The organism is Pontibacter sp. HJ8 (genome assembly GCF_054824225.1).
In genome coordinates this window covers 1-13,515 of record NZ_JSYF01000244.1, presented here as the reverse complement: position 1 = coordinate 13,515, position 13,515 = coordinate 1, and the positions used below count along the sequence as shown (strand labels likewise).

Here is a 13,515-nt window from a genome sequence, read left to right as displayed (position 1 = left end):
TTGAATGAGCGAATGAGTGATTGAGTGAATTTTGAATGAGTGACTGTATAATGGAAGAATCTAAACAGGTTGATAAAGAGCAGTTCGTAGAGCGGTTTCGGCAGCGGACCAAACAACTTGCACTGGAAGTCATACGATTTTCAAAGGATTTGCCTAAAACAGAGGAAGCAACCATTATGAAGCGGCAACTTCTTCGCTCAGCAACATCCGTAGCTGCCAATTACAGGGCAGCCTGCAGGGCAAGATCGTCAGCAGAGTTTTACTCCAAGATCAGTATTGTGATTGAAGAGGCTGATGAAACGTTATTCTGGTTAGAACTGCTTTCTGAATCCGGTTCTACTACAATAGCTAAAGTTGCCGAACTAAAGAAAGAGACAACAGAAATTCTATCAGTGATGGCGAAAGCCAGGAGTAATACGACCAAAAAATAAAACTCACTCATTCACTCAATCACTCATTCAAAATTATGCTTATTCGTATCGTCCGGATGACATTTCAACCGGAGAAGACAGGTGACTTCCTGGAGATATTTCGTGCTTCCAAAGACAAGATCCGGGCTTTTGAGGGCTGCCAGCATGTGGAGCTGCTCCAGGACCTGAACCACCCCAACATCTACAGCACCTACAGCCTTTGGGACTCTGAAGAACACCTCAACAACTACCGCGACTCAGAACTGTTCGGGCAGGTATGGAAGGCCACCAAAGCGCTGTTTTCCGATAAACCGCAGGCCTGGTCAAATAAATCAGTGAACATGTGAACAGCTATCAGTTAGCAGTAAACAGTAAACAATTATCGATCGACAATCATAATTCCTGTACTTTTGCCACGTATACCTGATAACTGTTTATTGCTAACTGTTAACCGTAAAAAATGAATTACTTCAAGTTTTATCATATACCTGAGAGTTTTTTGCCTGATGAGAAAGCCATCAAGGCGCGTTATTACGAGCTGAGCCGCGAGTACCACCCGGATTTTTACGCCAACGAAAACCCGGAAAAACAGCAAGAAATTCTGCAGCTTTCCACGCAAAATACCAATGCCTACCGCACCCTCAGCGACCCGGACCTGCGCATGCAATACATCCTCAGGGAGCATGGTGTGCTGGAGGAAGGCAAGAACGAGATGCCGGGCGACTTCCTGATGGAAATGATGGAGATCAACGAGGAGCTGATGGAGCTGGAGTTCGACTTTGACGCAGCCAAGCTGCACGAGATAGGGGAGAAGAGCACAGGGATTATGGCGCAGCTCGATAACGATGTGTTGCCCGTGCTGCAGCGCTACCCTGAGCTTCACGGAGTTACCAAAGAAGAGGCCCTGGAGCAAGTGAAAACCTACTATTTGAAGAAAAAATATTTGTTGCGTATTCAGGAAACTTTATCTAAGTTTGCAACCCGTTCCTGATAGCAGATCAGGGATAGAAGTTCGACTCAGGCCCAGGGTGCTATACCTGAAACCGGAAAGAACAAAATGCCTTGGTGGCGGAATTGGTAGACGCGTTGGTCTCAAACACCAATGAGGTTACACTCGTGCCGGTTCGACTCCGGCCCAAGGTACAAAAGCCCTGCAGATGAAAATCTGCAGGGCTTTTTTGTTTATAAACTGTGTAAGGGTCGCACAACCCTCTGGCAACCTTTCCACCAAAAAGCCATTTACAAAGCTGCGTCAATTACACAAACATTTGCGTCCGCTTTCAATTAATAACCTCTGAAACGTACTTAACGGTTGCTTTTGAGGCCGGTTGCAGCATGTTTTTCAGCACAGTGCTGTTGTCATTCTTTCGCCTTGTCCCCTACAGGTTCATGCTATAAGGTAACCTGAAAAACACATAGTGGGTAATGCGCTAACTACTCTGTCTTAAGCCATGCACCCAGATCCTTTAACACCTCCCCATTGATCTGGTGCGCCATGTCATATTCGTGATAGGTTAAAGGCACTTCCAGATTCTGAAGCAATGTCTTTGCTTGCCGGGCGTAGTGAACAGGCAATGTTCCATCCTGCACCCCGTGCGCGATGAATACCCTCAACCCGGGCAGGTCATCATTTTTGGTCACAGAAGACTGAATGTCTTCAAGCACTCTACCACTAAAGGCGATGATTCCGTTCACGTCCTTCGGGTGGGTCAGTCCTATGCTGTAACTCATAATGGCCCCCTGGCTAAATCCGCCCAGGTATACTTCATCAAGCTTATACTTTTGTTTTAGCTGCGCTAAAAACTCCCTGATGATCTTTCTGCTGGATAATTCCTGTTGTGCATCGATGACAGGCCTGCCTGTCGAAAAATCCACATTGTACCAGGCATACCTTCCCGGGCCTAAAGTAAACTGACCTCGGGCTGAAATAATGTAGTACTCCGCAGGCAAGTGGTCTGCAAGGCTGAAAAGATCCTGCTCGTTGCTGCCAACGCCGTGCAACAGGACAATGGCCTTGTTCTTTGAAGATTTTATTTTTGGCTCCCGAACAAGATACTGCAAGGTAAAGTCGTCGGATGTTATTTCGTTTGCTGCCATAGATGTATGTTTCATATGCGTGTTGTCAGTTAAGCAAGAGTTAGTTAAAAAGAGGAGAAGCAACCACCGTAGCATTGTTATCCGATTTTCACGGAGGTCATGGTCAGAGAACCGCCTACCACTTTGTCGTTGAAGAAGGAGACATCATCTTTACTTCCCTTCAATCCCAGGGTGTATAGCAGTGGCCAGTAATGTTCCGGAGTAGGTATAGCCAGCATGGCTTCCTTGCCGAGTTTCTCATACTGTATCAGTTTATCGTGGCTGCCGTTTTGGATCAGGTCTTTGAAGGTAGCGTTTATCTGCACAGCCCAGTCAAAGCCATACTCGTCATCATTTAGCCTGTCCCAGGCGACCATGCGCAGGTTGTGCACCATGTTGCCGCTGCCCATAATAAGCACGCCTTTTTTGCGCAGGCTTGCCAGCTCTTTTGACAGCTCATAATGATACTGAGGCCCTTTGGTATAATCAATGCTTAGCTGCAGCACCGGTATATTGGCCTCGGGGTACATGTGCCGGATAATCGTCCAGGCACCGTGGTCAAGCCCCCAGTCATGGTCCATTTCCACGGCTGTGGATTTGATGATGGAAGCTGTTTCTTTGGCCAGTTCCGGACTGCCCGGTGCCTTATACTGCACATCGAACAACTCCTGCGGAAATCCTCCGAAATCGTGAATGGTCTTCGGGAAATCCATAGCCGTAATGCGGGTGCCTTTGCTTAGCCAATGCGCTGAAACCACCAGCACCGCTTTTGGTGTCGGGATCTCCTTTGCCAGCTTTTTCCAGTACTGGCTGAACTCGTTATCCAAAATACCATTCATAGGTGAGCCATGGCCTATGAACAAGACCGGCATTACTTGCTCCTGCTCATCCAGGCTGTCTGTGAATTTATTGAAAGCGGATAATGTCGTCATACCTGCTACTCCTGTTAAAAGTGTTTTAATAAAGTGTTTTCGTTGCATGGCAGCTTGAGTAATTTAAAGGTGCTCCCAGGAGTTTTCATCCCGAGAGCACTCATTTAAGGTTGGCTTACTGTACCGAAAGCGTTCTGGTGTAAGAGGGTTTAAGTACCGTTTGCTGAAGAAGATAATCCAGCGAGTACCTGCCGCTACCAGTCAGTAGTAACACGGTATAAGGCATCAGGTATAGGAGCCCCAGTTCCTGCTTGGCAAAGGGGTCTGCTCCATGTATCATAAACACCGCTACCAGCATGGTGATGATCAACGGAATGGCTGCCAGCCTGGTGCCCAGCCCTACCAGAATCAGCAGGGAGCAAAGCACTTCGGAGAATACTGCCAGGGCAAGCGACGTTGCTGCGCTAAGACCCAGGACGGCCGGAAACTGAACCGGGCCACCCGAGAGAAGCATTTCCAGCTTTGGCCAGCCGTGCACAAGCATCAGGGCTGCTACGCCTACCCGGGTGATCAGAAGCGCCACGTCAATGCTGTTGGCGCTCTGGGACACGTTTAATAGCTTTTTCATGGCTGATTCCTGGTTATATATTACTGGATAAACTCGCCGTCCGCCTTGATGCGAACTTCGTCGCTGATCATAGGGGCTGGGAAACCGCTGCCTAAGTTAAAGTCGGAGCGCTTGATGGTACCCGTTACCTGGAAACCTGCAGTCTGCTTTTTGTTCATGGCGTTCTCTACTGTACCGTTGTATTTCATGTCCATGGTTACGGGCTTGGTCACGCCGTTCAGGGTCAGGTTGCCGGTAAGCTTGTAGCTGTCTTTGCCCGCTTTCTTTACAGAGGTGCTTTTGAAATTCATGGTCGGGTACTTCTCCACGTTGAAAAAGTCCGGGCTCTTCAGGTGTGTGTCTCTATCGTCTACTCTCGTATCGATAGAAGCTGTTTTGGCGGTCATTTCTACGACTGCGTCACTGAAATCCGGCTTCGTGGAAGTGATCTTTACATCGAAGTCATCGAAGTGGCCAGAAATATCGGAAATGCCCAGGTGCTTTACTGTAAAGCCAAGCTGCGAGTGCGCGTCATCGTTTGTCCAAACGGTGTTCAGGGTTGTAAAAGCCGTCAGCGACAGGAATGCGAATAAAATTAATGATACTCTTTTCATGAGATTTGTGATTTAAATTGTGTTTATAATAGATAAGTGTGATTCGATTATTTGTGCAGTATTTTCCAGCCTGCCAGCCAGTTGTAATCGTACTTCATGTTCAGCTGAATTAGCAGCAACTGCATGCGCTCCAGCGTTCCGCTCACGGCCAGGTCGCCTGCCACAATCGGATTGAAGCCGGCCGTTTCGACCAGTTCGGTGACGGTCTGCAGGGCTTCCGCATCATTGCCGGCTATAAAAGCGTCCGCTTGCTTGCCATCTATCACGGGTGTGGCGAAATCGGCGGCAAAGGTGGTGTTGAAGGCTTTCACTACTTTGGCATGAGGCAACAGCTTTTGCAGTTCTTCTGCCGCACTGGTGTCAGGCGCTGTCACTAAGCCGTTGTAGGTATCGTTGAGCGGGTTGGCGATGCTGATAACGATTTTCTGGTTGGCAACTTCCCGGATCTTCCGGGCCACTTCTTTCTCCGCAGCAAAAGGAACGGCCGCGATGATAATGTCTGCTTCCCAGGATGCCTCCACGGAGCAATCTATTGCCTCAACTGCTGCTGCAGGGTGGCTGCTTTTGATCTCCTTCGCTACTGCCTGCACTTTCTCCAGCTCATTGGCGCATAGGAGTAATCTGTAATTGCCTTTTGCCAGGCCATTTGCTATGGCAGATCCCATGTTTCCGGAAGCGCCGATGATGGCGATTGTTTGCATTGTCTTCATAGGTATGATCTTTTTAACAATGCAAAGTTACCAACACGCCATGCCCTGTGCATTGCGCCTGGTCAAGAAAAACCGTTGACTTATGTCAATGAAAGGGAAGGGGGGTGTTACTTACGGTCTGCCATTTTCTTCCTGATCCGGCTCAGGGTTTCAGGCGTTACCCCCATAAAAGAGGCGATCATGTGCTGGGGCACGCGCTGGGCAATGTCAGGATAGGTTTCTGTAAAGGTTGTGTAGCGTTCCTCTATTGGCAGACTGATATTGGAAGTAAGGCGCCTTTGAAGGGCGATATAGGCACTCGTTATGAGCAAGCGTATGTATGTCTCGTACTTAGGCTGCTTTTGCAGGAGTTCTTCATGCGCACTCCTGCTTATCAGCACCAGTTCGGCATCTTCGAGGGCATCGATGTTGTAAGTGGCAGGCTCACCGGTCAGAAAGCTCAACAGGTCTGAGATCGTCCAGCCTTCAATAGCAAACTGAATGATATGCTCGCTTCCGTTTTCGATAGCATACTCCCGCAAAGCCCCCTTTTCTACAAAGGCAATGGTTTTGCAAACATCTCCTTCCTGCAGCAGGTATTGCCTTTTCCGCAGTTTTTTAGGAGTAAGGTACGCCTTGATCTGCTCCTGCTCTTGGTTAGTTAGCGGAACTTTCTCATTGAATTTCTGAAAGAATAAGTCGTACATAGACGATGGGTTTTACAAGATTTTAGAAAGCTCCTGGCCTTTGCATAAAGTGTTTTCAAAGGCCAGGAGCTTATCCGCTCTGGTTCGTTTTTGCATTCGTTAAGCGAATAAAAGCATTTTTGAGCCCATATGCACCTGCTTTATTTGCAAATAAGATATTTGTCTATAAAGCTGTGCTGTCAATACGCAAATAAATGGGAGAGGCGATCGGTTGGACAGGCGCCTGCTTTTCGCTTTCGGCTTTTAACCTGAACAGTATGGGCTAAAATTGGTCAGTCGGTGGAGTACCTGGGGATGAACATCCTGGGCTGCCTTTGCGTGATTTTTTCGCTGTGTCTGAGAAAGTGCACGCCAGTTCGGTGCTCAATATCCTCTTTCTGCTGGTAGCTGTGATTGCTTTTAGGGTATACCTCATGTAATAGCGCTGGCTTTGTATGAGTCACATACGCCGTTGTGAGTTAGGTTGTCTTAAGGTATACTTAACCAATCATTATACTTGACGAATAATAGTGAGAGACCTGCTATGAAAGCAGCTACCGGTTGATGAAGCAAAGTGATTGCATAAACTACAGTGGATGGTATTGAGTAGTTTCCTCCCCGTAAACATACTGCAAATCCGCGAAGCATAAAGTTCCGGATTGCAAATCCGAAAGAGCGGAGGTAACCCATAGCCAAAGCAGTACAAGTACAAGCTGACGCTTGCGTTATGAGTTGTATGTGGCTCTTTGTAAATACAATAGAACCTATTGACCCGCAGCCAAGTATGGATAGGCTTCAGCAATTATAAAGTACACGAGCAGGTAGTATAAAGTCAGGGACTTGGACAAACACACATGCTTCAGAACCCGCTTGATGTAGACCCAACCGTAGATGCTATCCTAAAGGTATGCAGTGGTATCTTCTGGTCGTTAGCATACCTGCTTATCCTGCGGCGGGGCTTTGTCGACAAAAGCTATGGCATGCCGGTGGTTGCGCTTTGCGCTAACGTTTCCTGGGAGTTTATCTTCTCCTTTGTGCACCCGCACAGCAAACCGCAGCTCTACATCGATTATGCCTGGCTCGCCTTGGACGCAGGAATTCTGATCCAGTACCTGACCTACGGGAGAAAGGACTTTCCGGAGCATCTACCTGGCAGGCTCTTCTATCCCACATTTCTGCTTACTCTGGTATTGTCCTTCTTTTTCATATTATTGATGTCGCGCGAGTTTAAGGACTTGAACGGGGTGTACGCTGCCTTCAGCCAAAACTTGCTGATGTCCGTTCTGTTCATTCACATGCTACTAAGGCGAAACAGCTACCTGGGACAGTCGCTTTATATCGCGTTGAGCAAGATGATCGGCACCGTGTTTCCTTCCGTACTGCTCTACCTGTACTTCCCTGAATCATACTTTCTAATTCTGCTGTATGTGAGCATTTTTATTTTCGACATGACTTACCTGCTGCTTCTCTACTTTAAGATCAGGGCGGCAGGCATCAGCCCCTGGACCAGGGTATAGCCCGCCAGCAACTTGCATTTACCCTGCTTGTTCGGACCCTACTTTCGGATTTGCAATCCGAAAGCACCATAGTCGCGGATTTGAAATCCGCCTTAACAAAGGCAGTAGGTAATACCACGCAAGCAGATTGCAAATTCGCAAAGTATAAAGTTTCCGGATTGCAAATCCGGAACAGCAACAGTGGCGGCAGACTCGACCAATTCACCCCATCTAAATTTCCCAACCTAACAACCTCCTTTAGTTGTGATCCCACTTCTTTCACTTAAATTTAGACCCCATGAAAAGGACTGCTCTCATCATTAATCCGTACAGAGTAGGCAGCACAAACTGAATTATACCTTAAACTAAAGAAAAACGAATGGCGACAGGTCTTCTCGCACTTTTGGATGATGTGGCAGCGCTGGTGAAAGTCAGCGCGGCAAGCTTGGATGACGTTCCGACGCAGGTGGCGAAAACAACGGGTAAGGTTTCAGGCATTGTCATCGACGACACGGCCGTGACGCCCAAGTATGTGGTGGGGCTCGATCCCAAGCGCGAGCTTTCTATCATCTACCAGATCGCTAAAAAGTCACTCATTAACAAAGCTATTTATCTGGGGCCGGCTGCACTGCTGCTCGGCTATTTTGCCCCTGCGGTTATACCTTACCTGCTGATGGTAGGCGGCGCCTATCTGTGCTTTGAAGGCTATGAAAAAGTCCACTCCATGTTCAGCAAACAGGCACATGACGTCCCGCAGCCAGAAGAAAAAATGGAAGTGATCACCCCCGAAGAATTGGAAAAAGAGCGGGTGGGCAGTGCGGTGCGAACCGACTTTATACTTTCGGCCGAGATCATGGCCATTGCCTATGCCACGGTGGCCGACAGCCCGTTGGTCAACCAGATCGTGGTATTATTCACTGTAGCCATCTTCATCACCATCGCTGTGTACGGGTTTGTGGCTCTGATCGTGAAAGCGGACGACATTGGGGTGCACATGGCCCAGGAGAAATTCCACTCAACAACCCGAAAGATCGGCCGCGGCATTGTGAAGTCCATGCCCCGGTTCCTGACCATACTGGGGTATGTAGGCACAGCGGCTATGTTGTGGGTAGGGGCGGAGATCATTGCGCATGGCCTACCATTTATGCACCACCCGCTGGAGTCCCTGGAGCATGCTCTTTCCGATGTTCCGGCGCTGGCCTGGCTGGCTAAGGTCGTGCTGCTGGCATTAGGCGGTATACTGTTAGGAGCTGTCATTGCACAGGTGGTATCCCTGGTTCGCAGATTATTCAAGCGTCCTGCTGAAAAGGTGGCGCATTAAGATTCACCAGCAGTAAAAAACAAAAAGGTCGTCTGAGCATTCAGACGACCTTTTTGTTTCTGGTCTAGGTATAGGGTAGTGGTTTATAAAACACCAGCAAAGGCTACGATTTTGGCTACCCCGGCAATAAGTTTCGGGTAAAAGATCAGGTATAGCACAGCCATTCATGCTGGATTGTTCCACCCTGAAAGCTAGTTTATGGAGTCATCCAGGAGCTGCGTCATTGTCATCAATTTCAATTAGTTTCCGGGAGGAGGTAAAAACTAAAAGCAGATTTATTTTTTAAAGAAAGATGGTGAGCCAGGAGCTTATCCGGAGTTCCTCAGCTGCCTGAGCCTTACTTATATAGGTAAATTGAATATTTCGATCCTTCCCGCTTCTGGTTAAACAAATGGACTATTTTGTAGTTTGTACTTCAGGATTAGGATTTTTTTATTAATTTTAAAGATCAGAACCCTGCACCCGCCATACCTGTTTCTATTTCGCAAATCTGGCAAAAGAATTTCTATATGATTGATATTCAGGACGAGTTGTACAAAGACCTGGAAGCCGTAAAGCAGATTCCGATCGTTCCGACCATGCTTGAAGTGATTTGCCGGACCACCGGTATGGGCTTTGCTGCCATTGCCCGGGTAACGCAGGACAGGTGGCTGGCCTGCAGCGTGCGCGATGAAGTAGAGTTCGGTCTGGAAGAAGGCGGGGAACTGAAAGTCGAGACAACCCTTTGCAATGAGATCCGGGACCACCGCCGCCCAATTGTGATTGATAATGTTGCGGAAGATCTGCACTATCATTCGCATCATACACCGCAGTTGTATGGGCTCAAAAGCTATATTTCTTTCCCCATTCTACTCCCCGACGGAACATTTTTCGGTACGCTGTGCGCCATCGATTCCAAGCCTGCTCTGCTGAATAATCCGAAGGTGATCGGTACTTTTAAACTGTTTACCGAACTGCTGTCTTTTCATTTGCAAAGCCTGGTCTTACTGGAGCGCAGCTATGCCTCCAATGCGGAATTACAACAAAAGAACAGACTCCTGACCAGCGCCAACTTCGACCTGGACAACTTTGTGTATACAGCTTCGCACGATCTGAAGTCACCGGTTGCCAACATCGAAGGCCTGATAGAGATCCTGTCGGAAGCGGTTGCCAAAGAAGAACTGGACCGGAATGAAATCAACCAGATAACAGGTATGATGAAGTCTTCGCTCAAGCGATTTGGCACCACGATCAACGACCTGACCAGCCTTGTGGAGCTCGACAAAACAAGTGCAGAGGAAGTACCGGAAGCGCTGAATATTTTTGAGACCGTTGAAACTGTAAAGCAGGACCTGGATAACCTGATCGTGGAGTCGGAGGCGAAAATCGAGGTAATTTCGGAGGACGGTCTTTTGGTAAACTTCCCTAAAAAGAATTTCAAGAGCATCCTGTATAACCTGTTGAGCAATGCCCTTAAATACCGTTCGCCTGAGCGGGCACCCGCGATAAAAGTGAAGCTGGAAAAGGCCGAAGAGAAAACCTGCCTTACCGTCGAGGATAACGGCTTGGGGATTTCCCCGGACAAGCAGGACACGGTATTCACAATGTTCAAACGCCTGCATGACCACGTGGAAGGAAGCGGCCTGGGGTTGTATATCGTGAAACGAATGGTAGACAATGCGGAAGGGGAGATCCGGGTAAACAGCAAATTAAATGTGGGGACAACCTTCACCATCATTTTTTAAGAAATCCGTCAACATACCTATACCTGTGCTTAAGCCGGGAAAGCACATTGGAGTTACAGCGTCCGGCTGTTGTCCATAAAAAAAGCTCCTGTTGCGCAGGAGCTTTTTTTATGGACTGGTGCATACCTTACCCCTTGATCCTAGCGGTTGTTGGTATAAGCAGAAGCTGTTTCGAGTTGTTCTTTGTCTGCTTCGCTCAGGTTCAGCTCAACGGCTTCCACGAAGGCCTGCAGGTGCCTGCTTTTGGTCGCGCTGGCAATGGGAGCGGTCACACCCGGCGCGTTCACGAGCCAGGCGAGCGCTACGCCGGCCTGCGAAACGCCATGTCTTTCCGCTACTGCATCCAGCGCCTCCAGAATGCGTTTGCCTCTTTCATCGAGGTATTTTTGTACGCCACCTCCGCGCACGCTCTTGTCCAGGTCGTCTTCACTGCGGTACTTGCCGCTCAGAAAACCGCTGGCCAGGGAATAATACGTGATCACTCCTAGGCCTTCTTCTCTGCAGATGGGTGCTATACCTGTCTCGAACTCCCGGCGATCGTAAAGATTGTAACCTGGTTGAAAAACTTCGTAGCGGGGCAGCCCGCGTGTTAAACTGGCTTCGAGCGAGGCCTTCAACCGCTCGGGTGACAGGTTGGAGGCGCCGATGTACCTTACTTTGCCGGCCGCGATCAGCTTCTGATAAGCGTCGAGTGTTTCCTCTACCGGTGTTTTTTCGTCGTCCCAATGGGTGAGGTAGAGGTCAATGTGATCGGTCTGCAGCCTTCTCAGCGAGTCATCCGCGGCTTTCAGGATGTGTTTTGCGGATATGTCTTTGTGTCCCTGGCCCATATCAGAGCCCACTTTTGTGATGATGGTTACCTCGTCCCGGTTGCCGCGCGCCTTCATCCAGTTTCCGATAATGGTTTCGGACTCGCCTCCTTCGTTTCCCTGGGCCCAGCGCGAATACGCATCGGCTGTATCAACGGTGTTAAATCCCAGGTTTACAAATTCATCCAGAATTCCGAAAGATTCCTGCTCGTTGAGCGTCCATCCGAAAACATTTCCGCCCAGCACGATAGGGGCTGTGTGTAGTTCCGTATTTCCTAATCGTCTTTGTTTCATCTTTATTCCTTTCCTGTTTTGCTTTCTTCCCTGGTCAGGTATAGCCGGAAGGTATTTTAGGTATAGCATTTCCGGGCACGGCTGACTCAGTTTCTGGTTAAGGTACGAAAAGGAGGGCCAAGGTTGCCTATATAGCGGCAAAAAGCGCTGAGGTCCTGCACCTACAGGGGGCCAAGGATGAGGTTCGGTCTGAAAAACTTACAAGGTATAAGTGTCCGCCAGTTTCAGGAAGGCTACCCTGCCGGCACACGCCGGCTATACCTTAATATCGGCAATCCAGTCGGCCGCTTCTTCGTAGCTGGCAAACTGCTGCACTTCTATTTTTCTGTCTCCCAGGGTATGGTTTCTATCTGCGTGGTTGAGTTCTTCTTCTACAACCTCATCAAACATAGCCATATAGGCAAAGTCGCGGGCTGTGATGCGTGCTATCTTCCTGAGTTGAGAACCGGTCACACTCGGGGCCATTTGATGCAGCGTCTGCCGCTGGCATTCCAGGGAGACGTGCGCGAGGTGGGTAGAGTCCTGTATCCAGTAAAAGACCGGGTAGCGCTCCAGGCATTCTACCAGTTGTTTCATCCCTTCTTTGTACTCATCTAACCCGGGTTCCCGCAACCACACGGAGTATAACAGGCTGGTTGAGTGCTCTATCGAGATGTGCAGGTAAGGAAATACGAGCTCTTTCATATGTCACAGGCAGCATTAACCAAAATACCGATTGGGTGTACTTTTTCACAGTTTACGAATCTTTACTGGCTGTGCCCAAACATCTTAGAAAATATATTGCCCGGAAAGTATTGGTGTCAGGTTCTCTAAAAGCCGGAGGCAGGCTGAAAAGCCGCAGGAGCTTGCTATTCCCATACCCGGGTCAGACTTTTGCAAAGTCCAGAACTCTACCCCTAGTCGGGGCAGGCGGGAGTTGAAGGAGCGTAAGCTGATTGGCACGTGGCCCGTGCCATACCTGCCGGGAAGCAGGTGCCGCGCAGGCGAGAAGTTGGAGGCAGAGAAAACCCTACCAATAGATCATTTCAAGCAGGTTGATCCTGGTTACGTAAGGTTCGAGCGCCCGCTTGCTGGCCAGGCCCCGTATCAGCGCTATAAAATTGGTTTCAGGGTTAGACCACACCTCTGCAAAGAAGTTGCCCATGTCGTAGAGTTCAATGCGGTAGCCCCTTCTGCCGCGTGCAGCCAGAAAAGAACCCTGCGCCAGAATGATCTCTAGTCGGCCGGCTAAGGAATGGGTGTTAAAAAGGGTGAGGTTCATGTAATACGTATACGAAATCGGGTAAAAAGGAATAAGGCTGCAGGTGTATTGTTTTTCCGGTTCAGGCGCTATACCTGAGATCAGTTTCGTACTCGTCCGGGCACTCAAAATCCCAGTATACTTCAATTGTCGTGGGTTTGTGGATGTAGGCCGGAATAGGCGTATAGACCACCAGCCCTGGCCCGGGTGCGCGCGGGTCCTTTTTCCGGAGGCGTTCTGCCTGCCACCGGAGGCGCGTCTGAATCTCTAAACCAACGGGCCGCCTGTTGGTAATATAAGGGCTCCCTTCTTCGAATCTGAAAGTGGTGGTATACATAAATTCCAAATTTTACAGGTATCCCTTATACTACGTAAGTTGTTATGGTTTAGTATGTTAGCATTTCATAAAAAATGTAGCTTGTCTATGCTTGTTTTGGTGCCTCCCCAGCCCCCTGCGTTTCCTTCTCCGTCATAATTTCAGGTATGTGGCTAAAAAGTTGGAGCCGGATACCAAATATTTAAAAATTAAATATTTGGTAATCAGGCAGGTATAGGAAGCGGGTTCAGATGGCCCGAATTGTGGTGCAGAATTTGTAAAACTGCTTTATAAGAACGGCGTATCATGCCCGTTTATGGTTCAACAATCTTATTTTACTACTATGATGAAGAAGGTATTA

16 protein-coding genes and 1 tRNA gene are annotated in these 13,515 nt (G+C 48.7%); 7 read left to right on the top strand and 10 right to left on the bottom strand.

Annotated elements, in window-relative coordinates; all coding sequences use genetic code 11:
* Positions 1-50: 50 nt before the first annotated feature.
* The 4 genes from OB13_RS11510 to OB13_RS11495 all read left to right on the top strand — a co-directional run bounded on the left by OB13_RS11510 (position 51) and on the right by OB13_RS11495 (position 1,553).
* Entirely contained in the window at positions 51-431 is a 381-nt protein-coding gene (locus OB13_RS11510) for a four helix bundle protein (RefSeq protein WP_461490312.1), read from the top strand.
* A gap of 35 nt (positions 432-466) precedes the next feature.
* On the top strand, positions 467-757 hold the full coding sequence (locus OB13_RS11505) for a putative quinol monooxygenase (RefSeq protein ID WP_461490311.1): 291 nt from the start codon (positions 467-469) through the stop codon (positions 755-757).
* A 113-nt stretch (positions 758-870) separates the two neighbouring features.
* Positions 871-1,401: a Fe-S protein assembly co-chaperone HscB gene (gene hscB, locus OB13_RS11500; RefSeq protein ID WP_461490310.1), complete on the top strand. Its 531-nt coding sequence runs from the start codon at positions 871-873 to the stop codon at positions 1,399-1,401.
* A gap of 68 nt (positions 1,402-1,469) precedes the next feature.
* Positions 1,470-1,553, top strand: a tRNA-Leu gene (locus OB13_RS11495).
* Positions 1,554-1,844: 291 nt separating this feature from the next.
* On the opposite strand, the gene OB13_RS11490 is transcribed toward OB13_RS11495, so the two are convergent.
* The 6 genes from OB13_RS11490 to OB13_RS11465 form a co-directional block, all read right to left on the bottom strand.
* On the bottom strand, positions 1,845-2,522 hold the full coding sequence (locus OB13_RS11490) for an alpha/beta hydrolase (protein ID WP_461490309.1): 678 nt from the start codon (positions 2,520-2,522) through the stop codon (positions 1,845-1,847).
* A gap of 62 nt (positions 2,523-2,584) precedes the next feature.
* On the bottom strand, positions 2,585-3,418 hold the full coding sequence (gene ygiD, locus OB13_RS11485) for a 4,5-DOPA-extradiol-dioxygenase (RefSeq protein ID WP_461490308.1): 834 nt from the start codon (positions 3,416-3,418) through the stop codon (positions 2,585-2,587).
* A gap of 115 nt (positions 3,419-3,533) precedes the next feature.
* On the bottom strand, positions 3,534-3,986 hold the full coding sequence (locus tag OB13_RS11480) for a DoxX family protein (protein WP_461490307.1): 453 nt from the start codon (positions 3,984-3,986) through the stop codon (positions 3,534-3,536).
* A gap of 20 nt (positions 3,987-4,006) precedes the next feature.
* Complete coding sequence (locus tag OB13_RS11475; protein WP_461490306.1) at positions 4,007-4,579, bottom strand: YceI family protein; 573 nt, start codon at positions 4,577-4,579, stop codon at positions 4,007-4,009.
* A 47-nt stretch (positions 4,580-4,626) separates the two neighbouring features.
* Positions 4,627-5,295 (bottom strand): NADPH-dependent F420 reductase, encoded by a 669-nt coding sequence (locus tag OB13_RS11470; RefSeq protein ID WP_461490313.1) that lies wholly within the window; start codon positions 5,293-5,295, stop codon positions 4,627-4,629.
* Between the two features lie 101 nt (positions 5,296-5,396).
* The gene (locus OB13_RS11465) at positions 5,397-5,975 is read right to left on the bottom strand and encodes a Crp/Fnr family transcriptional regulator (protein WP_461490305.1); all 579 of its coding nucleotides are present in this window, start codon (positions 5,973-5,975) and stop codon (positions 5,397-5,399) included.
* Positions 5,976-6,808: 833 nt separating this feature from the next.
* On the opposite strand from OB13_RS11465, the gene OB13_RS11460 reads away from it, so the two are divergent.
* The 3 genes from OB13_RS11460 to OB13_RS11450 all read left to right on the top strand — a co-directional run bounded on the left by OB13_RS11460 (position 6,809) and on the right by OB13_RS11450 (position 10,495).
* On the top strand, positions 6,809-7,471 hold the full coding sequence (locus OB13_RS11460; protein ID WP_461490304.1) for a transmembrane-type terpene cyclase: 663 nt from the start codon (positions 6,809-6,811) through the stop codon (positions 7,469-7,471).
* A 358-nt stretch (positions 7,472-7,829) separates the two neighbouring features.
* Positions 7,830-8,771, top strand: coding sequence for a DUF808 domain-containing protein (locus OB13_RS11455; protein ID WP_461490303.1), 942 nt, complete (start codon positions 7,830-7,832; stop codon positions 8,769-8,771).
* 509 nt (positions 8,772-9,280) lie between these two features.
* Positions 9,281-10,495 (top strand): sensor histidine kinase, encoded by a 1,215-nt coding sequence (locus OB13_RS11450; protein ID WP_461490302.1) that lies wholly within the window; start codon positions 9,281-9,283, stop codon positions 10,493-10,495.
* Positions 10,496-10,635: 140 nt separating this feature from the next.
* Here the strand turns inward: OB13_RS11450 and OB13_RS11445 are convergent, their stop codons facing one another.
* The 4 genes from OB13_RS11445 to OB13_RS11430 form a co-directional block, all read right to left on the bottom strand.
* Entirely contained in the window at positions 10,636-11,598 is a 963-nt protein-coding gene (locus OB13_RS11445; protein WP_461490301.1) for an aldo/keto reductase, read from the bottom strand.
* Positions 11,599-11,853: 255 nt separating this feature from the next.
* Positions 11,854-12,282: a hypothetical protein gene (locus tag OB13_RS11440; protein ID WP_461490300.1), complete on the bottom strand. Its 429-nt coding sequence runs from the start codon at positions 12,280-12,282 to the stop codon at positions 11,854-11,856.
* Between the two features lie 325 nt (positions 12,283-12,607).
* Complete coding sequence (locus OB13_RS11435; protein WP_461490299.1) at positions 12,608-12,859, bottom strand: hypothetical protein; 252 nt, start codon at positions 12,857-12,859, stop codon at positions 12,608-12,610.
* Positions 12,860-12,920: 61 nt separating this feature from the next.
* On the bottom strand, positions 12,921-13,175 hold the full coding sequence (locus OB13_RS11430) for a hypothetical protein (protein WP_461490298.1): 255 nt from the start codon (positions 13,173-13,175) through the stop codon (positions 12,921-12,923).
* Positions 13,176-13,515 lie beyond the last annotated feature (340 nt).

Excerpts from the sequence above, each read along its gene's own strand:
- OB13_RS11445 (WP_461490301.1), bottom strand. The coding sequence starts at position 11,598 with ATGAAACAAAGACGATTAGGAAATACGGAACTACACACAGCCCCTATC.
- OB13_RS11465 (WP_461490305.1), bottom strand. The coding sequence starts at position 5,975 with ATGTACGACTTATTCTTTCAGAAATTCAATGAGAAAGTTCCGCTAACT.
- OB13_RS11490 (WP_461490309.1), bottom strand. The coding sequence starts at position 2,522 with ATGAAACATACATCTATGGCAGCAAACGAAATAACATCCGACGACTTT.
- OB13_RS11480 (WP_461490307.1), bottom strand. The coding sequence starts at position 3,986 with ATGAAAAAGCTATTAAACGTGTCCCAGAGCGCCAACAGCATTGACGTG.
- OB13_RS11450 (WP_461490302.1), top strand. The coding sequence starts at position 9,281 with ATGATTGATATTCAGGACGAGTTGTACAAAGACCTGGAAGCCGTAAAG.
- OB13_RS11455 (WP_461490303.1), top strand. The coding sequence starts at position 7,830 with ATGGCGACAGGTCTTCTCGCACTTTTGGATGATGTGGCAGCGCTGGTG.
- OB13_RS11435 (WP_461490299.1), bottom strand. The coding sequence starts at position 12,859 with ATGAACCTCACCCTTTTTAACACCCATTCCTTAGCCGGCCGACTAGAG.
- OB13_RS11430 (WP_461490298.1), bottom strand. The coding sequence starts at position 13,175 with ATGTATACCACCACTTTCAGATTCGAAGAAGGGAGCCCTTATATTACC.
- ygiD (WP_461490308.1), bottom strand. The coding sequence starts at position 3,418 with ATGACGACATTATCCGCTTTCAATAAATTCACAGACAGCCTGGATGAG.
- OB13_RS11475 (WP_461490306.1), bottom strand. The coding sequence starts at position 4,579 with ATGAAAAGAGTATCATTAATTTTATTCGCATTCCTGTCGCTGACGGCT.
- hscB (WP_461490310.1), top strand. The coding sequence starts at position 871 with ATGAATTACTTCAAGTTTTATCATATACCTGAGAGTTTTTTGCCTGAT.
- OB13_RS11460 (WP_461490304.1), top strand. The coding sequence starts at position 6,809 with ATGCTTCAGAACCCGCTTGATGTAGACCCAACCGTAGATGCTATCCTA.
- OB13_RS11510 (WP_461490312.1), top strand. The coding sequence starts at position 51 with ATGGAAGAATCTAAACAGGTTGATAAAGAGCAGTTCGTAGAGCGGTTT.
- OB13_RS11505 (WP_461490311.1), top strand. The coding sequence starts at position 467 with ATGCTTATTCGTATCGTCCGGATGACATTTCAACCGGAGAAGACAGGT.
- OB13_RS11440 (WP_461490300.1), bottom strand. The coding sequence starts at position 12,282 with ATGAAAGAGCTCGTATTTCCTTACCTGCACATCTCGATAGAGCACTCA.